At 70.3% G+C, this 18,169-nt stretch carries 18 protein-coding genes and 1 pseudogene; 12 read left to right on the forward strand and 7 right to left on the reverse strand.

The window, feature by feature from the left end:
- The first annotated feature begins 172 nt into the window (after positions 1-172).
- The 3 genes from ACIRL2_RS37975 (at position 173) to ACIRL2_RS37985 (ending at position 2,355) form a co-directional block, all read left to right on the forward strand.
- Positions 173-427: a hypothetical protein gene (locus ACIRL2_RS37975; protein WP_395869739.1), complete on the forward strand. Its 255-nt coding sequence runs from the start codon at positions 173-175 to the stop codon at positions 425-427.
- A 127-nt stretch (positions 428-554) separates the two neighbouring features.
- On the forward strand, positions 555-1,526 hold the full coding sequence (locus tag ACIRL2_RS37980; protein ID WP_402238447.1) for an ABC transporter ATP-binding protein: 972 nt from the start codon (positions 555-557) through the stop codon (positions 1,524-1,526).
- 7 nt (positions 1,527-1,533) lie between these two features.
- Positions 1,534-2,355 (forward strand): ABC transporter permease subunit, encoded by an 822-nt coding sequence (locus ACIRL2_RS37985; protein WP_402238449.1) that lies wholly within the window; start codon positions 1,534-1,536, stop codon positions 2,353-2,355.
- 196 nt (positions 2,356-2,551) lie between these two features.
- On the opposite strand, the gene ACIRL2_RS37990 is transcribed toward ACIRL2_RS37985, so the two are convergent.
- The gene (locus ACIRL2_RS37990; RefSeq protein WP_395869745.1) at positions 2,552-3,568 is read right to left on the reverse strand and encodes an ABC transporter substrate-binding protein; all 1,017 of its coding nucleotides are present in this window, start codon (positions 3,566-3,568) and stop codon (positions 2,552-2,554) included.
- 158 nt (positions 3,569-3,726) lie between these two features.
- Between ACIRL2_RS37990 and ACIRL2_RS37995 the strand changes: the two genes are divergently transcribed.
- The 8 genes and pseudogenes from ACIRL2_RS37995 (at position 3,727) to ACIRL2_RS38030 (ending at position 10,667) form a co-directional block, all read left to right on the forward strand.
- A complete protein-coding gene (locus ACIRL2_RS37995; RefSeq protein WP_395869747.1) occupies positions 3,727-4,794 on the forward strand; it encodes a FecCD family ABC transporter permease in 1,068 nt (355 codons plus the stop codon).
- Positions 4,791-5,837 (forward strand): FecCD family ABC transporter permease, encoded by a 1,047-nt coding sequence (locus ACIRL2_RS38000; RefSeq protein ID WP_395869749.1) that lies wholly within the window; start codon positions 4,791-4,793, stop codon positions 5,835-5,837. Before ACIRL2_RS37995 ends, ACIRL2_RS38000 begins: the two co-directional genes overlap by 4 nt.
- Before the next feature lie 25 nt (positions 5,838-5,862).
- The gene (locus tag ACIRL2_RS38005) at positions 5,863-6,672 is read left to right on the forward strand and encodes an ABC transporter ATP-binding protein (RefSeq protein WP_402238536.1); all 810 of its coding nucleotides are present in this window, start codon (positions 5,863-5,865) and stop codon (positions 6,670-6,672) included.
- A gap of 324 nt (positions 6,673-6,996) precedes the next feature.
- Positions 6,997-7,610 (forward strand): annotated as a pseudogene (locus ACIRL2_RS38010) (carboxylesterase family protein).
- Positions 7,611-7,633: 23 nt separating this feature from the next.
- The gene (locus tag ACIRL2_RS38015) at positions 7,634-8,071 is read left to right on the forward strand and encodes an oligopeptide/dipeptide ABC transporter ATP-binding protein (RefSeq protein ID WP_395869753.1); all 438 of its coding nucleotides are present in this window, start codon (positions 7,634-7,636) and stop codon (positions 8,069-8,071) included.
- Positions 8,068-9,138 (forward strand): ABC transporter ATP-binding protein, encoded by a 1,071-nt coding sequence (locus ACIRL2_RS38020; protein WP_402238454.1) that lies wholly within the window; start codon positions 8,068-8,070, stop codon positions 9,136-9,138. The genes ACIRL2_RS38015 and ACIRL2_RS38020 overlap by 4 nt, the downstream gene beginning before the upstream one ends.
- Positions 9,120-10,262, forward strand: a complete 1,143-nt coding sequence (locus ACIRL2_RS38025; RefSeq protein WP_402238457.1) for an ABC transporter substrate-binding protein — start codon at positions 9,120-9,122, stop codon at positions 10,260-10,262. The genes ACIRL2_RS38020 and ACIRL2_RS38025 overlap by 19 nt, the downstream gene beginning before the upstream one ends.
- A gap of 87 nt (positions 10,263-10,349) precedes the next feature.
- Positions 10,350-10,667 carry a hypothetical protein gene (locus ACIRL2_RS38030; RefSeq protein WP_402238460.1) on the forward strand — a complete coding sequence of 106 codons (318 nt, stop codon included), beginning with the start codon at positions 10,350-10,352 and terminating at the stop codon, positions 10,665-10,667.
- Between the two features lie 41 nt (positions 10,668-10,708).
- Here ACIRL2_RS38030 and ACIRL2_RS38035 read toward each other — a convergent pair whose 3' ends face one another.
- The 3 genes from ACIRL2_RS38035 to ACIRL2_RS38045 all read right to left on the reverse strand — a co-directional run bounded on the left by ACIRL2_RS38035 (position 10,709) and on the right by ACIRL2_RS38045 (position 12,762).
- On the reverse strand, positions 10,709-11,179 hold the full coding sequence (locus tag ACIRL2_RS38035; protein ID WP_402238463.1) for an SDR family NAD(P)-dependent oxidoreductase: 471 nt from the start codon (positions 11,177-11,179) through the stop codon (positions 10,709-10,711).
- Between the two features lie 104 nt (positions 11,180-11,283).
- Positions 11,284-11,658 carry a hypothetical protein gene (locus tag ACIRL2_RS38040; protein ID WP_402238466.1) on the reverse strand — a complete coding sequence of 125 codons (375 nt, stop codon included), beginning with the start codon at positions 11,656-11,658 and terminating at the stop codon, positions 11,284-11,286.
- Positions 11,659-11,997: 339 nt separating this feature from the next.
- Positions 11,998-12,762 (reverse strand): SDR family oxidoreductase, encoded by a 765-nt coding sequence (locus ACIRL2_RS38045; protein WP_395869761.1) that lies wholly within the window; start codon positions 12,760-12,762, stop codon positions 11,998-12,000.
- 103 nt (positions 12,763-12,865) lie between these two features.
- Here ACIRL2_RS38045 and ACIRL2_RS38050 point away from each other — a divergent pair, with 103 nt between their 5' ends.
- Positions 12,866-13,501 (forward strand): TetR/AcrR family transcriptional regulator, encoded by a 636-nt coding sequence (locus ACIRL2_RS38050; protein ID WP_395869763.1) that lies wholly within the window; start codon positions 12,866-12,868, stop codon positions 13,499-13,501.
- A gap of 196 nt (positions 13,502-13,697) precedes the next feature.
- On the opposite strand, the gene ACIRL2_RS38055 is transcribed toward ACIRL2_RS38050, so the two are convergent.
- The 3 genes from ACIRL2_RS38055 to ACIRL2_RS38065 form a co-directional block, all read right to left on the reverse strand.
- Complete coding sequence (locus tag ACIRL2_RS38055; protein ID WP_402238538.1) at positions 13,698-14,762, reverse strand: alpha/beta hydrolase; 1,065 nt, start codon at positions 14,760-14,762, stop codon at positions 13,698-13,700.
- A gap of 380 nt (positions 14,763-15,142) precedes the next feature.
- Positions 15,143-16,792 carry an FAD-binding oxidoreductase gene (locus ACIRL2_RS38060; protein WP_402238469.1) on the reverse strand — a complete coding sequence of 550 codons (1,650 nt, stop codon included), beginning with the start codon at positions 16,790-16,792 and terminating at the stop codon, positions 15,143-15,145.
- Between the two features lie 743 nt (positions 16,793-17,535).
- Positions 17,536-17,967 carry a hypothetical protein gene (locus ACIRL2_RS38065; RefSeq protein ID WP_395869768.1) on the reverse strand — a complete coding sequence of 144 codons (432 nt, stop codon included), beginning with the start codon at positions 17,965-17,967 and terminating at the stop codon, positions 17,536-17,538.
- Positions 17,968-18,169: the final 202 nt, after the last annotated feature.

An 18,169-nucleotide genomic window follows, 5' to 3' on the forward strand; every position in this document is an offset into this window, starting at 1 on the left:
TTCGCGGCGGGCCCGCCGCTCACTTCGTCCACGAGCCCCTGTCCCGGACTCGAGATTCCCATGCGTCCCGGCAACGGCCTTCCGGCGCCGGCCCGGGGGAAATCCCCGTATCCGGTGCGATATCACCGCGCCACACTGGTCGGCAGGTCTCACGAACGGAAGGAGAAGGGCCTTGACGACGACCCACCGGTACTGGGCCCATTCGAGCGACGGTCGCACGCACGAGGTCCGCCTGAACCAACTCACATACGACGTGTTCGTCGAGTGCGACGCGTGCGGTACGCGCCGCGCGGTGTACCTCATCACGCCACGCCAGGCCGCGGCACGCCACCTCGCCGAGGCGCACGCGGCGTACGACCGCCTCGGAAGCAAGCGCACGGCCGGGTGGTACTCCGGACTCTTCTGGCGCATGCTCGGCTCCGCCTGATCAGGACCACCGACAACCCACCCCGAACGGCCGAGCCGGACGCACGTCACCGTCGCGTGGTACGGATGCGGATCCCTTCGACACGGGTGATCATGAAGACCGCCCGAGGAGAAGGCGGCATATATCCATGATTGTTGCGGAAGGCCTCACCAAGAGGTACGGAGCGAAGACGGCTGTCGACGACGTCAGCTTCGAGGTTCACCCCGGACGGGTCACCGGGTTCCTCGGCCCCAACGGCGCGGGAAAGTCCACCACGATGCGGATGATTCTGGGCCTGGACCGGCCCAGTGCCGGTCGGGTGACCGTGGACGGTCGGGCCTACCGGGACCTGGCCGCGCCGATGTTGGAGGTGGGGGCCCTCATCGACGCCAAGGCCCTGCACGGCGGCCGCACCGCCCGGGACCATCTGGTGGTGCTGGCGAAGTCGAACGGCATTCCGCTCACCCGGGTGGACGAGGTGCTGGACACGGTCGGCCTCACTTCCGTCGCCAGGAAACGCTCCGGGGGCTTCTCCCTGGGGATGGGCCAACGCCTGGGGATTGCCGGGGCGCTGCTCGGCGACCCTCGGGTGCTGCTGTTCGACGAACCCGTCAACGGGCTCGACCCCGAGGGCATCCTGTGGATCCGGAACCTGATGAAGCGGCTCGCCGGCGAGGGCCGCACGGTCTTCGTCTCCTCCCATCTGATGAGCGAGATGTCCCTGACCGCCGACCACCTGCTGGTCATCGGGCGCGGAAGGATCCTCGCCGACACGGGCGTGGCCCGGTTCATCGCGGAGAACTCGATCAGCCATGTGAAAGTGCGCTCGCCGCAGGTGGATCGACTCGCCCGGCTCGCGACGGACGCGGGCTGGCAGGTGACCCGGGATCAGGCGGGGGCGCTGCTGGTCCAGGACGTGAGTACCGACCAGGTCGGTGACCTCGCCGGACACAACGGGGTGTTCCTGCACGAACTGGCGAAGGTCGAGGCCTCGCTCGAGGAGGCGTTCATGCGGCTCACCGCCGACAGCGTCGAGTACCACACCGGCGGCGCACCCCCGGAGGCCGCCGCGACGGTCCCGGGTTGGGGTCCGCCGACCACCGCCGACCGGATCGGATGAGGCCTCGATGACGACGACCACGCCCGCCGCGCCCACCGCCCTCGGGCACGCCCCGCGGCTGACCTTCGCCCGGATCCTGGACTCCGAGTGGGCCAAGATCAAGACCGTGCGCTCGACCATGTGGACGCTGCTCGCCCTGTTCGCGGTGAGCGTCCTGATCAGTTGGGGTATCGCCGCCCTGGCGGCGGGCGACGTGGCCAAGGACGTGGCCGAGGGAAAGGAGAACGACGCTCCCGACCTGCTCACCGTCGGCGTCGCCTTCGGCCAGATCGCCGCCCTGGTGCTCGGGGTGATGTCGATGACGGCCGAGTACTCGACCGGCATGATCCGTACCAGCCTGACCGCGGTGCCGTGGCGCGCCTCGATGCTCGCCGCCAAGGCCCTCGTCCTGGCCCTCGTCCTCTTCGTGGTCGGGGCGGTCACCGCGTTCTGCTGCTACTTCCTGGCCAACCTGATGCTCGACGCCAAGGACGTCGGTGTCGGCCTCGGCGAACCCGGCGTGCTCCGGGCACTGATCGGCACGGGCCTGTACCTGGCCATCCTGGGCCTGTTCGGGATGGCGCTGGGCGTGCTGCTGCGGCACACCGCCGGCGCCATCACCCTGGGCATCGCGCTGATCTTCGTGGTCGGCGGCGTGGTGGGCCTGATCCCCGGCAAGACCGGTGACTGGATCGCCAAGCTGATGCCCGCCAACGCCGGCGGACAGGTCATGGCGGTCGAGGCCGCGGACAAGATGTTCCAACCGTGGACGGGCTTCGCGGTCTTCGTCGCCGAGACCCTGCTCCTGCTGCTCCTGGGCGCCCTCCTCCTGGAGAAGCGGGACGCCTGACCCGGCGGGCCCGTCGTACCCCCGCGTCCCGCGCCCGTGCCGGGCGACCCCGGCGCCGGGCACGTGCACCCCGGCCCACGACGAACACGTCGGAAGGCGTCGACCGCACCGCGGTCGACGCCTTCCCTTGCCACACCGTCGCGGACGCGCGACACGACGCACAACGCATCGGCACACCGCGCCCGGATCGATCGCTCTACTTCGCCGGGTCGACCCCGAACGTGCGGGCCAGGTCGTCCAGGACCACGTCCGCGCCCTGGAGGGACACCGCCGTCATCCAACTCTCGTCCTTGACCTCGTACACGTGCCCGGCCTGCACGGCCTTCAGGCGCTGCCACAGCGGGTTGGCCATGAACTTGGCCTTGCGCTCCTCGCCGCCCGAGAAGGACGTCAGGAAGATGTAGTCGGCGTCGGCCTGCCCGATCTGCTCCTCGCTGACCTCGATGTTGAACTTCTCGGGGTCGCGCTGGTTCTCGGGACGGGTCAGGCCCATGTCGCTCAGGATGATGCCGCTGAACGTCTTGCCGAGGTAGATGCGCGTCGGGCCGTCCACGAAGCGCACGATGGACACCGTCGGCTTGTTCGCCTTCGCGTTGATCGCGTCGCCGACCTTCTTGGCGCGCGTCTCGTACGCGGTCAGCTTGGCCTTGGCCTTGTCGTCCTCGCCGAGCGCCTGGCCGACCAGCTTGACGTTCTCCTTCCAGATCGGACCGGTGGTCTTGACGAAGACGGTCGGCGCGATCTTGGACAACTGCGCGTACAACTGGTCGTGTCGCACGGTCGCGGAGACGATCAGGTCGGGCTTGAGCAGCGCGATCTGTTCGAGGTTGGGACTGTCGAGCGGGCCGACGTCCTTGGTGTTCTTCACCGCGTCGCCGAGGTAGGGCGGGAAGCCCTTCTGGTCGCGGTAGGAACCGATGCCGCCGACCAGCGGAACGTCGAGGGCGGCGACCGCCTCGACGAGGCTGTTGTCGAGCGCCACCACGCGCTTGGGCTTCTCCTTGATCGTGGTGGTGCCCTTGTCGTGCGTGATGGTGCGCGGGAAGGAGGCCGTGGAGGCGGCTGCGCCGGAGGACGCCGCCGCGGGCTTGTCGGTGCCCGCGGCCTTGTCGTCGGAGTCCTCGCCGCACGCGGCAAGGCCCGCCGTCAGCGCGATGGCCAGTGCGGCAAGGCCGAGACGAGCGCTCCGTCTGCGGCGTCCGAGCGTGAGCATGTGCCCTCCATGGATGAGCGATTCGGCAGGATGTCCGGGCACGGCGCAGCGCGAGGCCATCCGCATCCGGGAATTGGGGATGAGGTTAGCCTTGCCTATCCGGGCACAAGCGACAGGGTCGTGTTTTCCGGATTTTAGGCGTGCCTTACCTTACGTTCGTGCCTTCGAACATCGATCTCGCCGTCCCACGCGCGGCACCCGAACGACCACCGGCGCCGGAGCGCCACGGCGCCGGCCGCCGCCTCACGGTGACGGCCGTACTGCTCACCGCCCTGGCGACCGTCCTGTTCGCGTCGCTCGCCATCGGCGCCAAGAACGTCCCGCTCGCGGATGTCTTCCACGCGCTGGGCGGCAGCCGCGAGGGCGACGCGATCATCGTTCGGGACCTGCGCGTCCCGCGCACCTTCCTGGGCCTGTTGGTGGGCATCTCGCTGGGTGTGGCGGGCGCGGTCGCGCAGGACATCACCCGCAACCCGCTCGGCGACCCCGGTCTGATCGGGGTCAGCGCGGGTGCGGCCTGCGCGGTCGCCGCGAGCATCGGCCTGCTCGGACTGACCAGCCCCTACCAGTACGTGTGGTTCGCCTTCCTCGGCGGCGCGCTCGCGGGCCTGCTCGCCTACGTCGTCGGCGGCACCGGATACGGCGGCGCCACCCCCGCCAAACTCGCCCTCGCCGGCGCCGCCGTGACCGCGCTGTTGGACGCGTTCACCAACGCTCTCGTGTTGCTGGACGTCCGCACCCTCGACCAGTACCGCTTCTGGGCGGTCGGCTCGCTGGCCGGACGCGACACCGATCTCGGCGTCCACCTCCTGCCGTTCGTCGCCGTCGGGCTGATCCTGGCCCTCGGTCTGTGCGGCCGGCTCAACGCCCTCGCCCTGGGCGACGACCTCGCCTCCACCCTGGGCGTCAAGGTCGGCACCACCCGCGCGCTCGGCGCCCTCGCGGTCATCCTGCTCGCCGGCGCCGCGGTCGCCGCCGCCGGCCCGATCACCTTCGTCGGCCTGGTCGTTCCGCACGTGGTCCGGGCCTTCACCGGCCCGGACGCCCGCTGGCTCGTCCCCTGTTCCGGCCTCGCGGGCGCGACGCTCACCATCGGTGCCGACGTGATCGGCCGGGTGGTGGCGCGCCCCGGCGAACTCGAGGTCGGCGTGGTCACCGCGATCCTCGGCGCGCCGTTCCTGATCGCGCTGGTCAAGCGCGGCAAGCTCAAGGAGCACGCCCGATGAGAGTCGAACTCGGCCCCTTCGGCATGTCCGTTCGCCCGCGCGTGGCGATCGTGGCCGGCACGCTGCTCGCGATCATCGCGTGCGGCCTGGTGGCGTCGGTGTCCATCGGTACGTACTCCATCCCGATCCCCGACGTCGTCGACTCGCTGCTGGGTATCGGCTCCGGCGACGCCGACCTGATCGTGCGCGAACTGCGACTGCCGCGCGCCCTGACCGCACTGCTCGTCGGCCTCGCGTTCGGATTGTCCGGCGCGATCTTCCAAGCCGTCACCCGCAATCCGCTGGCCGGCCCGGACCTGATCGGCATCTCCGCCGGGGCGAGCGCCGGCGCGGTCTGCACGATCCTGATCGGCGGCGTCACCTCGGCGGGCGCCGCGTCCTTCGGTGCCGTCCCCTTCGGCGCGCTCGCCGGGGCGTTGCTCACCGCGGTCTTCATCTACGTGATGGCCTATCGCGGCGGCACCATCACCGGCTACCGGTTCGTGCTGGTCGGCCTGGCGATGCACGGCGTGCTGATGGCCCTGACCCGCTGGATGCTCGCGCGGGCCGACATCGACCAGGCATCCCGGGCCATGGTGTGGCTCACCGGCAGCCTCAACGGGCGCGACTACGCGCACGTGCGCTGGGTGGGTGTCGCGCTGCTGGTCCTGGTGCCGCTCACGCTCGCGCTGGCCCGCCCGTACCAACTCCTGCAGTTCGACGACGACACCGCGCTCAGCCTCGGAATGCCGCTGCGCCGCGCCCGAATCGCGCTGCTCGTGGTGGCCACGTGCCTGGCGGCGGTGGCCGCCGCCTCGGCCGGACCGGTGGCCTTCATCGCGCTCGGCGCGCCACAGATCGCCCGCCGACTCGCCGGCACCGCCGGCATCCCGCTGATCGCCAGCGGACTGGTCGGTGCCGCGACCCTGCTCGCCGCCGACCTCGCCGCCCGGCTCGCCTTCTCGCCGACCGAACTGCCGGTGGGCGTCGTCACCGGCGCGGTCGGCGCCCCGTACCTGATGTGGCTGCTCGCCCGAACCAACCGGGCCGGAAAGGGAGGCTGACGTGACCACCAGCGCACTCGACACCATGGGGCTGTCCGGCCACGGCCTGCGTCTGGGCTACGGCGACCGCGTCGTCGCCGACGACCTCGATCTGCACATCCCCGCCGGCAAGGTCACCGCGCTCGTCGGCCCCAACGCGTGCGGCAAGTCCACCGCGTTGCGCGCCCTGGCCCGCCTGCTCAAGCCCGCGGCGGGTGTCGTGCACCTGGACGGGAGCGACATCGCCGCCCTGCCCGGTCGCGAACTCGCCCTGCGCCTGGCCCTGTTGCCCCAGACGCCGACCGCGCCGGACGGCATCACCGTACGCGATCTCGTCGCCCGCGGCCGTACCCCGCACCAGCGCTGGTGGCGGCAGTGGTCCTCGGCCGACGAGGCCGTGGTCGATCGTGCCCTCGCGGTCACCGGCGCCACCGCGCTCGCCGAGCGCTCGATCGACGAACTCTCCGGCGGCCAGCGGCAACGCGTGTGGATCGCGATGGCGCTCGCCCAGGACACGAACGTGCTCCTGCTCGACGAGCCCACCACCTACCTCGACCTCGCCTACCAGGTCGACGTGCTCGAACTCGTCGCCGACCTCAACCGCACCGACGGACGCACCGTCGTCATGGTCCTGCACGAACTCAACCACGCGTGCCGCTACGCCGACCATCTCATCGCGATGCGCGCCGGCCGCGTCGTGGCCGCGGGTCCTCCCGCCGACATCGTCACCCCCGAACTGGTTCACGAGGTCTTCGACTTGCGCACGTCGGTCATCCCGTGCCCGGTGTCGGGCGTACCGCTGGTGATTCCACTGGGCGGCCGACGGGAGGCCACCGAGCCGTCCGTCAAGGCGTAACCTCCCACGCGAGCGGCCGACCCGCCCAACCGGCGGTCGGCCGCTCGCGCCGTTCCCACGCCGGGGGAATCGCAGCCCTCGCACCGGGCGCCGACCCACACCGATCGCCATCCCGCGGAGCCGCGGCGCCCCCCACGACGCCGGAGTACGCGCTCGCCCCACGCGCGGCCGGGGGCCGGCGCGGCGACCGGGCGGCCGTCTTCGCACATCCACATCCCGAGACAATCGATCGAGTTTCCTTGACTGTCGTCATGCCAACGGCATATCGACCTCCGCGCCGGACGCCGCTCGGGTGTCCGGCGCGGACCGAAGGGAACCATCGGCATGCAGGATTCTCCTCCCGACGTGATCGCGTCGACCACGCACGGCGCCATCCGTGGCGCCGCGCACGGAAATGCTCTCGCCTTCAAGGGCGTTCCCTATGCCGCGTCGCCGACCGGTACGCGGCGCTTCGGCCCGCCGCAGCCCCGGAGCCCTGGATCGGGGTTCGCGACGCCCGGGCGTACGGTCCGGCCGCGCCGCAGAATCACGACGCCGTCCTGGAACGCATGTTCGGCCATCCGCCGTTCGTTCAGGACGAGGCGGAGTGCCTGAATCTGAACGTGTGGACACCCGGCCCCGATACCGCGCGGCGGCCGGTGATGGTGTGGCTGCACGGCGGAGCCTTCCTCACCGGCAGTGGAAGCGACCCGGTGTTCGACGGGGCCCGCCTGGCGACGCGGCACGACGTGGTGGTGGTCACCGTCGACTACCGCCTCGGCGCGTTCGGGTTCCTCCACCTCGGCGAACTGCTCGGCGAGGGCTACCGGCACTCCGGAAACCTCGGCCTGCTCGACCAACGCGCCGCGCTCGCCTGGGTCCGCGACAACATCGCGGCCTTCGGCGGCGACCCCGGCAACGTGACCCTGTTCGGCCAGCCGGCGAACCCAGGCTGCTGATCGCGGACGAGCCGACCACCGCGTTGGACGTCACCGTCCAGGCGGAGATCCTCGATCTGTTGCGCACCCTCCAGGCCGAGACCGGAATGGCCGTACTCATCGTCACGCACGACTGGGGTGTGGTCGCCGACCTGTGCCGACGCGCGGTGGTCATGTACGCCGGCCAGGTCGTCGAACAGGCAGGCGTGGACGCCATGTTCGAGGTACCGCTGCATCCCTACACCGCCGGGCTGATGGCGGCCAACCCCCACCACGCGGGCGCCCGCGGCCCGCTCCCGACCATCCCCGGATCCGTCCCGGCGCCCGGAAACCGGCCGCACGGCTGCGCGTTCGCCGCACGCTGCCCGCGCGTGAGCGACGCGTGCACGCGCGAGCCGGTGGCCCTGGTCGAACCGGCACCCGAGCGGCTCACCCGATGCGTGCATGCCGAGCACCTGCTCACGGAGGGATCCCGCCGATGACACCACCCCTCGTCCTCGATATCCGCGACCTGGCGGTCGAGTTCCGCCAGGGCCGAAGCACACCTCCGCTGCGCGCGGTGGACGGCGTCTCGTTGAGCATCCGCGAAGGTGAGACCGTCGGCCTGGTCGGCGAATCCGGCTCCGGCAAGTCCACCATCGGGCGCGCCGTCCTGGGCCTGAACCCGATCCACTCCGGTCGGGTGCACTTCGAGGGCACGGACATCACGCACGCCGCCCGCGCCACGCGCCGCGGCCTGGCCGACCGCCTGCAGGTGGTCTTCCAGGACCCGTACTCCTCGCTCAACCCCGCCCGGACCATCGGCCGGACCCTGGCCGAACCCCTGGTGGCGCAGCGGCGGTCGGATCGGGCCGCGATCGACGAGCGCGTCGCGACGATGCTCGAACGCGTCGGCATGCCGGCCGACACCGCCGACCGCTACCCGGGACAGTTCTCCGGCGGGCAGCGCCAGCGGATCGCGATCGCCCGAGCCCTGATGATCTCGCCGCGGCTGGTGATCTGCGACGAACCGGTCAGCGCGCTCGACCTGTCGATCCAGGCGCAGGTGATGAATCTTCTGGGGGACCTGCAAAGGGAGTTCGCGCTCAGCTATCTCTTCATCGCGCACGACCTGCCCGTGGTCCGGCACCTGTCGCACCGCATCATCGTGCTCTACCGCGGCCGGGTGATGGAATCCGGCACCGCCGACGAGGTCTACTCCGACCCCGTCCACCCCTACACACAGACCCTGCTGGCCGCCGTGCCGGCCCCGGACCCGCGCGCGCAACGCGCCCGCAGGCAGCGCCGCGTCGCGGCCGAGCCGGCGCGCCCGCCCTCGACGGCCGGCTGCGTCTTCGCGCACCGCTGCGCGCACGCGGTGGACATCTGCCACACCGTCCGCCCCGAACCGCTGCCCCTCCCGGGCCCGTCGGACACACACACGGCCGCGTGCCACCGCAGTGCCGAACTGCACCCCCATCCCGTCGCCGTGAACCCTTCGGCGAAGCGGCACCCGGTTCCCACCGGTCACCACGTGAGAGAGGGATCGTCTTGCGAAGACTCCGAATAGCCCATGCGGTAGCGGCCGTTGCCGCGCTCGTGTTGGTCGCCGCCGGTTGTGGCGGCTCGTCTACGGGCAGTTCCGGCGGCAAGGGCGACACGCTCACCCTCGTCTCGCTCGGCCCGCCGGCCAGCCTCGACCCGGCCAAGGCCAACGTCGGCTCCGACAACTGGTTCGTGAACCTGACCTACGACACGCTTCTGCGGCTCGACCCGAACGGCAGGACCCAACCCGCGCCGGCCACCGAATGGGGCTATGTCGGCACCGGCAACACCGACTTCGAGTTCAAGCTGCGCGAGGGCGTGACGTTCGCGGACGGCACGCCGCTGACCGCCGAGGCGGTCGCCGCGTCGCTGAACTACACCCGCAAGAACGGGCTCAACGTCTCCTGGTTGTCGTCGATCGAGTCGATCACCGCGACCGGCCCGCTGAGCGTGCGCATCCACTGCGCCACCCCGAACCCGGTGCTGCCCCGGCTCCTGGACCACGTGTCCCTGGTCGGTTCGGTGATCAGCCCGGCCGGCCTCGCGGACCCCGCCAAGATGGGTACCGCCTCGTTCGGCGCAGGCCCCTACGTCCTCGACGCGGGCCGCACGGTCTCGGGCGACCACTACACGTACACGCCCAACGCCCGGTACTGGGACAAGAGCAGGATCCACTGGAAGACGGTGGTCATCAAGGTCATCCCCAACCCCAACTCCGCCCTCCAGACGGTCAAGACCGGCCAGGCCGACGTCCTGAACATCACCGCCGGCCAGGTCGACACCGCCAAATCCGGCGGCCTGGAGATCAGCAACACGCCACTGTTCACCCTCGGCGTCGACCTGGTCGACCGGGCCGGCACGGTGGCGCCGCCGCTCAAGGACGTCCGGGTCCGACAGGCGCTCAACCACGCCGTCGACCGCGAGTCGATCACCAAGGCCCTGGTCCGGCAGTACGGACAGCCCACCACCCAGGTCGCCCTGCCCGGGGCCGACGGCTTCTCGGCGGAGACCGATCGGCGCTATCCGTACGACCCGGCGAAGGCCAAACAGTTGCTGACCGAGGCCGGTTACCCCAACGGCTTCTCGTTCGACATGGAGACCACGAACCTGCTCGGCATGGACCTGGTCACCCAGGCCGTGGTCGAGTAATGGAAACAGATCGGCGTCAACGCCAAGGTCACCACCGACACCAGCGTCGGCCAGTGGCTCGCCAACGCCACCTCCAAGAAGTTCCCCGTGCTCGCCTTCGGCTACGGCGCGGCCCCCACCTATCTGATGTCGCTGGACTGGCTGCTGCCGCACGCCACCGCATTCAACCCGTTCGCCTCCGAGGACCCCGAGCTCACCCGCCGGCTGACCGAGGCCGCCGCGGCGCCCGCCGACCGACAGGGGGCGCGTTACGAGGAGGTACTGCGCTATGTCGTCGACCAGGGTTGGTTCGTGTCCGTGATGCGGATGGACGGCATCTACGCCTTCAACGGCAAGAAGCTCTCCGGTTTCACCTCCGCCCCCAACTACCTGCCGGACGTCGCGTGGGTGGTCGCACCCCGGTAGGACGGTCGCCCGTGGCGTCGCGAGACGCCACGGACTTCCGCTCACTGTCGCGGCGAACATGGGACGTGGGACGGTCGGATCGGGTTCAGGCGTCGGCACCCTCGCCGGCGCCGGCGCGCTTCGGCAGGAGCCCCACATCGGACACCGGTCCGAGTCGGTCCGTAGACGTTGGTGTCGTAGACCGAATGGATCTCCTCGACCGTCGCGTCCGCGGGCGCGATGCCCCTCCCTGGCGCGCCGGCGTTGTTGATCAACACGTCGAGCCGGTCGGTGTGCTCTCGAACGAGCCGTACGGCCGCGGTGACCGACTCGTCCGAGGTCACGTCCAGCGGGACCATGACCACCTTCGCGCCGCCGTCGGTCAGCTTGTCGGCGGCCGCCCGTCCCCGGCCCTCGTCACGCGAGCCGAGAAAGATCGTCCAACCCAGTTCCCCGAGGCGCCGAGCCGCCTCGAAGCCGAGTCCCTTGTTGGCGCCGGTGATCAACACTGTGGTCTGTTCCGAGTTCGTCATGGCCTCTAGGACAGCCCTCCCCCATCGGCTGTGACACGTACGGGCGACCTGTGACCGGCCTCACAACCACCCGTCGCGGGCCTGCGGTACCGGCTGCGCCCGCGTCACGGCGCGTCGACGCCGACCGGTTCCCGGCTGCGTCGGACGAAGTCGGCCGGGTCCAGGGTCCCGCCCAGACGTGGTGCCAGTCCCACCTCGGCGACCCGCCGGAAGTCGGGCGCCGTCGCGGCACCCTGCGCGAGGGCGCCGGCCGGCGGTTCGCCGATCGTGTGGGTGAGATCGGCGAGGTTGGAACGGGCGGCGAGGTCGGGTTCCGTCGGCCAGGCCCCGATCACGACTCCGGCACAGCGTACGTCTCGCGCGGCCGGCGCCTCCAAGGTCAGCGTGGTGTCGTTGAGCGTGCCCAATCCGGCCGCGGTGGTGACGGTCTTTCCGACGCCGGTCCCGGTTCCGGACACGATCACGATTCCTTCGAGCACGACGAATCCCCTTGCTGTGGTCGGTGGTTCCCGGCCCTGCCGGCGTGCCCCGCTCAGGGCGAGTTTCGCGGGCGCGGTCCGCGCCCGTGCCCGGCAGTCTCACCGAGCCCGGCCCTTTCCCGCAGCGTCGCGATCCGACAGGATCGAAGCCCCGACTTTGTCCGCGATCAGATGGCGGTGGGAGTTTCCGCCCCACTCCAGGTTGCCTCGCACCCAGGCGTTCGACGAACCGGACCGGGTTCGCGCCGTACTCCCGGTGGCGGCCCACGAGCCCGCCGCGGCGGATCACGCGGACGAAGTCGCGTCCGTCGCAGGAGAGTTCGCGTCGACGACCGGCGATCAGGCGCGCGGCCCCAGGAACAGGCCACCGCTCGCGTCGATGACCTGTCCGGTGATCCAGCGCGCGGCGTCGGAGGCGAGGAACACGACCACGTCGGCGACGTCGTCGGGCCCGCCCAGCCGATCGAGTGCCGTGCTCGCGGCGATGAGTTCGGCCAGGCCCGGCGCCTCGAAGACCGATGTGTTGCTCGCCGTCCGAGTGGCGCCGGGGGCAACCGCGTTCACCGTGATTCCGCGGGTCCCGAGTTCGTTGGCCAACGTCATGCCCATCGTCTCGACCGCGCCCTTCGTCATCGCGAAGGATGTCTGGCCGGGGTTGGCCATCCGGGTCGCCACGGACGAGATGGTGACGATGCGCCCACCGTCGCGGAGCAGGGGCAGTGCTCGCTGGATGATGAAGTACGGCGCGCGCACGTTCACCGCGAAGAGGTGGTCGAACTCGGCCCGCGTCGTGACTCCCATCGGGCCGGCGGGCGCGGCCGCCGCGTTGTTGACGAGGATGTCCAGCGGCCGTCCGGCCAGACCCGCCTCGACTCCCGCGAACAACGTCTCGACGTCGTCGTCGGCACCCAACTCCGCCCCTACGGCGAAGGCGGTCCCGCCGCCGCGCTCGATCTCGTCGACCGTCGCCCGCGCGCCGTCCTCGTCCGTGCCGAAATGTACGGCGACCACCGTCCCCTTCGCCGCCAGCCGGGTCGCGATCGCCCGTCCGATGCCGCGCGACGCCCCGGTCACCAGAGCCGTCTTTCCGGTCGGATCAGTCATGCCGTTCTCCCCGTGATGTCAGCAACCATCGTTGGATAGTCACTACCGACTTGGTAGCAACTACCGACTTGATAGTCACTACCACTCAGGTAGGGTCTACCACATGGCCGACCAGCACTCAACCCTGCGAGCGCAACGACGAGCCGAGACCCAGCGCACGATCCAGGCGCACGCGGTACGGCTGTTCACCGAGCGCGGATACGACGCCACAGCCATGACCGACGTCGCCGAAGCCGCCGGCGTGTCGCCGATGACCGTGTACCGGCACTTCCCCACCAAGGAAGACCTCGTGCTCGCCGACCACCACGGCCTGCTCGTCGCCGAACGGATCCTCGCGTCGCCCTCCGCACAACCCCTGGTCCACCGCATCGGCACCGCACTCGTCGACTCGGCCACGACGTTGACCGGTCGCGGCGACGGGGACGATCCGTCGGCGAACAAGCGGTTCCTGCTCGCCCGCCTCCGGCTGATGATCTCGACGCCTGCCCTGCGCGCCAGACACTTGGACAACCACTACGCGCTCCAACAGGCGATCGTCGACGCCCTCGGAGACGAGGCCGGCGACCCCGACTCGGCGTTTCGGGCCCAGGCGGCGGCCGGCGCCTGCCTGGCCGCCATGCACACGGCACTGGTGCGCTGGGCCGAGGACGACGGACGCACCGAACTGCCCGACCTGATCGCGAAAGCACTCGCCGCCGCCTTCGGCAACGACATCACCGGCACCGACCGGGGCGCGTGAGCGAGACCCCCGACACGCATTCTCCCGAACGCAGAGCCGCGCGCGGCACATGGCCCTCGCGCCGGTCATCGGCGTCCCCGCCCGTCCGGCGCACTCAGGGCAGGGCCCGTCCGGCGCGCTCAGGACCCCGATCGTCCGGCCGCCGCCGCGCGTTCGGCAGACGCGCCCACCGCCCACATCGGACTCGGGCTCCGCCTCACCCGGCCTCGGTCTCGCCTTCGAGCCCGGCCCCGGCCCCAGACGCGGACGCGGACGCGGACTGGACGAGCACACGCCGAAGCCAACGCATTCGCGCGTCGCGGGCGTCCCGGCTCAGCGCCGCCTCCGGCACGAACGTGTCGAACCCGTGGAAGGCCCCGGGCCACACGTGCAGTTCGGCTTGACCGCCCGCCTGCCAGATCGCATTGGCATAGGCCACGTCCTCGTCCCGAAACGTCTCGGCCGACCCGACCTCGATGTAGGCCGGGGGCAGCCCGGACAGATCCGTGGCGCGGGCGGGCGCCGCGTAGGGCGACAGGTCCGCGGCGCCGTACCGGTCGCCCAGCAGCGCCTGCCACGCGGTCACGTTGGACGTTCGGTCCCAGGTGTCGATGCCGGCCATCTGGTGAGCGGAGAAGGTGTCGGCGCGGTCGTCGAGCATCGGGCACAGCAGCAGTTGCCCGATCGGTGTCGGCCCGCCCCGGTCGCGGTTGAGCAGGGCGAGTGCCGCCGCGAGTCCACCACCGGCACTCTTTCCTCCGATGACGACGCGGCTCGCGTCGATGCCCAGTTCGGCCGCGTGCGCGGTCGCCCAGACGAACCCGGCGTGGCAGTCCTCCACCGGGGCGAGGTACCGCGCCCGCGGCGCCAACGGGTACTCGACGGAGACGACGGCCAGCCCCAGCGGGAGCGCCCATTCGCCAAGCAACTGCGGCAGTACGGACCACGCGTTGCCCATGATCATGCCGCCGCCGTGCATGTAGTACAGCAGCGGCAGCGGCCCCTCGATCCCGGCGGGCCGTGCGCTCACCAGCGTGACGTCCCGTCCGCCCGACGCCCCGGGCACGCGCAACTCGTCCACCTCGAAGCGGCCGTCGGCTCGGAGGTCCCGGGCCGTCGGCTTGGGCCGGGTCGCGGCATCCCGCTCCTGCCGGGCGGCGAGGTTCTCCGGGGTGAGTGGTTCCCTGTCCTCGTCACCGAAGGCCGCCAGTGCCGCGCTCAGTTCGGGGTCGAAGGGGGGCGCGACCCGGGTCGTCGAAACCGGTCCGGGCTCCGCCGGCATGCCGGCTCCCACACTCACGACAGGCCATCCCGTCGGGAGCACGCACATCGGCAGCCGGCAGCCCGACCGGAACCCCTCATCGACACCTCCGTGCATGAAGGAACGCTCGCGCGATGTGCATGCGACGTAGTCAATCACCGATGATCTCGCCGCGTCGGGACGGGAGCGGCGACGCATGTGCGCGGCGGGACGGCGACACCCGTTTTCGCGGACCGATCCGGGCTCGCACGGCTGCCGCACCGACGTCACGTATCGACTTCTCTCGCCGCCCCCGCCCGCGACGTGCCGCCGACTCCCCCGGCCCGCGCGCACGTCGCCGGCGGCGGCCTCGACCGGATCAGCGGCCGCGTCGAGGCCGCGGACGCCTCGGCCTGCGGGGTCTACGGGACCTGTGGCAGCCGGATGGACTGCTCGTTGCGGAAGATGTCGTGCGGGTCCCAGTGCTTCTTGGCCTTCTGGAGGCGCCGGTAGTTGTCCTTGTAGTAGAGCTGGTGCCACGGCTCGCGCGACTCGTTGAGGGTCGGATCCGAGAGGTCGACGTCCGGGTAGTTGATGTAGCAGCCGTCCGTGTTCGCCGTCAGGGTCTCGGGCAGTGCCGGGTCGGGCACCACGGGCACTCCGCCGGTGTCCCGGTAGACCGCCCGGTAGAGGTTGCGGATCCAGCGCAGATGCGGACCGGCGATCTCCGGGTCCATTTCGGCGTCCTGGTAGTCGAATACGCCGTCCCTGTTGGCGTCCGTGCCCCAGGCCCAATACACCTGGTACTGGAGCTTGAGGATCGAGGAGCGTTGCGGCACGGCCGTCGCGTCGGGGGCCACGTCGTTGATCGCCCCGCCGTAGGAGTCGACTTGCACCAAGGCATCCGGGTTGCAGTAGTCCGGGTCGGTGAGGTGCTCGTGGATCGCGTCGATCTGTTCGTCGGTGAAGCCCCGCGTCATGTATGCGGACTTGTACTTGCCGCAACGGTTGGGGCCGGAATCGTTCAGGCTCTGGGTGGCGGTCAGCCAGGGCAGCCGGGTGGGGACGAACAGCGCTGCCTGCGCCGGGTGTTCACCCATCTGTCGGTCCAGCACGGACTCCTCCACGAGCGGCCCCTCCGGCGTCGTGAATCCCTCGGTGATCCAGTTCAGGAAGGCCGCGAGGCGATCGACGGAGTCCGCCCTGGTGCCGTCGAGCTGGATCGTCAGACCGACCTTGCCGTTGCTCATGTGGGTGAGCTTGAGCAGGGTGAACATGTCGCGGTACGTGTAGTCGCCGAAGGCGGCCGGGAGTGTGCCCGCGGCCTCGGCCTCGAAGAACTGCCCGTAACGCCGGACGAGCGATGTGAAGAGTTCGGGATGCGTTTCGAAGTCCGACCACTTCCACGCGACGGAGCGCAGCAGCACGCGGGCCGGTGGTTGCGGCAGGTCGCGGAACCAATACCGGGTGATCACCCCGAAGTTGCCGCCTCCCCCGCCGGTGTGCGCCCACCACAGGTCGCGCAACGATTCCTCGGCGGCGTCCTTGCGGGCGATCGTCTTCCTCGGCTGCCTGTCGTCCCCGACGGTGACCACCTCCACCGCGTACAGGTAGTCGACCGTCAGGCCGAACAAGCGGGAGAGCAGGCCGTATCCGCCGCCGGACACGTGGCCGCCGAGCCCGACCGAGTAACAGGAACCTCCGGGCAGTGCCATGCCGGTCGAGGCGTAGAGCCCGGTGGTGCTGTGCCAGTTCGTCGCCCCCGCCTCGATGCAGTAGGCGTTCTCCCGGGGATCGAAGTAGACGCGATTCATCCCACTCACGTCGATGATGACCGCGACGTCCGAGGACGAGACGAAGTTCTCGTAGCAGTGGCCACCGGAGCGCACGGTGATCCGCCGACCCGCATTGGCCGGGTCGGCGAGGAACTTGGTCAGCGCCGCCACCACGTCGTCCGCCGTCGTGGCCACCGCCACGTAGTCCGGCCGGGCGATCCAGCGCTGATTGAACCCGCGGCGCAGGGCGTCGTAGCGCGCGTCCCCGGAGCCCACTTCGATCGGATTCGTCGGCATGTCAAACCCCCAGAGCTGATCCGTCCACCAATCACTCACTCCAAGTTATGACCGTCGAACTGATTGTTACTCCGCCGATCGGGTGAGAACGCCACCCCTCCGGTCCGATATTCGGAGAACCCGATTGTGTGCTTGCATATGCCATCGGAAGCACCGTGGATCATCGAATGAAGGCGGACCACGAAGACGTCGCAATTCGAAGAGGACGATCTCGATTTGATACTGCTCGATTGTTGTCGGAATCGGCTCGGTACCGGCTCGGTATCGACTCGGAATCGTCTCGCTATCGGATCGGGCCCGGCCCGGAGTCGGCGCACACCCGGTTCGGACTCGGTTCGCGCCGAGGTTCGCACTCGACTGGCACGCAACTCGCGCTCGACCTCGACACGCGATCACCGATTGCCCGTCCCCGGCGTATCCGCACGCGGCCGAGCCCCCGCCTTCGGGCGGGAACTCGGCCCGGTGTTCCCAGGCTTGCGTGGGGCACCGGGGCGTGTTGTACGTTCGTACTCCCGTATGCCCCACCGCGTCCCGGGCGGTGCCTTGGCGTGGCGGTTCGGCCGGGGCCGAGGGTGCCCGTGGTTCTGTCCGTACTTGCACTACGGACAGCATCCACCACGGGTACCCGAGGCCGGCGACCGAACCGGTTCGGTTCGTCCGCACGCGCGTGATGTTCAACCGTGCACGCGTGTCCCGTTCGACCGCGTCCGGTCCGTTTGGATCGTGACCGGATCGGAAGTCGATCAGATCGGGAAGCCGGTCGGAGCCGGGGACGCCTTCAGGGTGCAGGTGACGGTCAGCCCGGGCGGCGTGATCGTCATGACGATGCTGCTCGGCGCGCTGGGGATGCCCACACTGGCCGCCTTTTGCAGGACGATGCTGGTGTGCACCCCCGCGCTGATCGCCGTGGGGTTGGCCAGGCCGCTCTGGTTGCCGGTGAGCGTTCCCGTGATGCCACCCGCCGGGATGGCGGTCGGCACCCAGTAGGTGATGCTGGCCGTCAGCGTGAGCAGGTTGGTCGCGCTGCGGTTGAACGTGGCGCCGACCGAACTGCCGTAGATGCCACAGTCGTAGGTCGCCTTGCCGGTACCCGCCGCGGAGGCCGGGGTGACCATGGCGGCGGTGGCGCCGATCGCGCACACCCCCGCGATGGCCGCGCTTCTGATCTTCGACATGAGAAGTAGTCCCTTCCGCATCGACCTCGAAGCGCGGGACTGCGCAACGCACACGTGGCCCCGAGCGCCGAACGTGATGCAGTGATTGCCATTCGTGAGAACCGGGCCGGGCAGCCCGGACGTAGCCGTGCGGTCGCGTATCCTGCCGGCCGTTCGGCGAATGCGACAAAGCAAAGCTCCCTAAGGATCGCCCGCAGGTCAA

Origin of the sequence: Embleya sp. NPDC127516 (assembly GCF_044765325.1) — a bacterium.
GTDB lineage: Bacteria > Actinomycetota > Actinomycetes > Streptomycetales > Streptomycetaceae > Embleya.

Coding starts and splice junctions, on each gene's coding strand:
- ACIRL2_RS37980 (WP_402238447.1), top strand. CDS start 555: ATGATTGTTGCGGAAGGCCTCACCAAGAGGTACGGAGCGAAGACGGCT.
- ACIRL2_RS37985 (WP_402238449.1), top strand. CDS start 1,534: ATGACGACGACCACGCCCGCCGCGCCCACCGCCCTCGGGCACGCCCCG.
- ACIRL2_RS37990 (WP_395869745.1), bottom strand. CDS start 3,568: ATGCTCACGCTCGGACGCCGCAGACGGAGCGCTCGTCTCGGCCTTGCC.
- ACIRL2_RS38000 (WP_395869749.1), top strand. CDS start 4,791: ATGAGAGTCGAACTCGGCCCCTTCGGCATGTCCGTTCGCCCGCGCGTG.
- ACIRL2_RS38005 (WP_402238536.1), top strand. CDS start 5,863: ATGGGGCTGTCCGGCCACGGCCTGCGTCTGGGCTACGGCGACCGCGTC.
- ACIRL2_RS38020 (WP_402238454.1), top strand. CDS start 8,068: ATGACACCACCCCTCGTCCTCGATATCCGCGACCTGGCGGTCGAGTTC.
- ACIRL2_RS38035 (WP_402238463.1), bottom strand. CDS start 11,179: ATGACGAACTCGGAACAGACCACAGTGTTGATCACCGGCGCCAACAAG.
- ACIRL2_RS38045 (WP_395869761.1), bottom strand. CDS start 12,762: ATGACTGATCCGACCGGAAAGACGGCTCTGGTGACCGGGGCGTCGCGC.
- ACIRL2_RS38050 (WP_395869763.1), top strand. CDS start 12,866: ATGGCCGACCAGCACTCAACCCTGCGAGCGCAACGACGAGCCGAGACC.
- ACIRL2_RS38055 (WP_402238538.1), bottom strand. CDS start 14,762: ATGCCGGCGGAGCCCGGACCGGTTTCGACGACCCGGGTCGCGCCCCCC.
- ACIRL2_RS38060 (WP_402238469.1), bottom strand. CDS start 16,792: ATGCCGACGAATCCGATCGAAGTGGGCTCCGGGGACGCGCGCTACGAC.
- ACIRL2_RS38065 (WP_395869768.1), bottom strand. CDS start 17,967: ATGTCGAAGATCAGAAGCGCGGCCATCGCGGGGGTGTGCGCGATCGGC.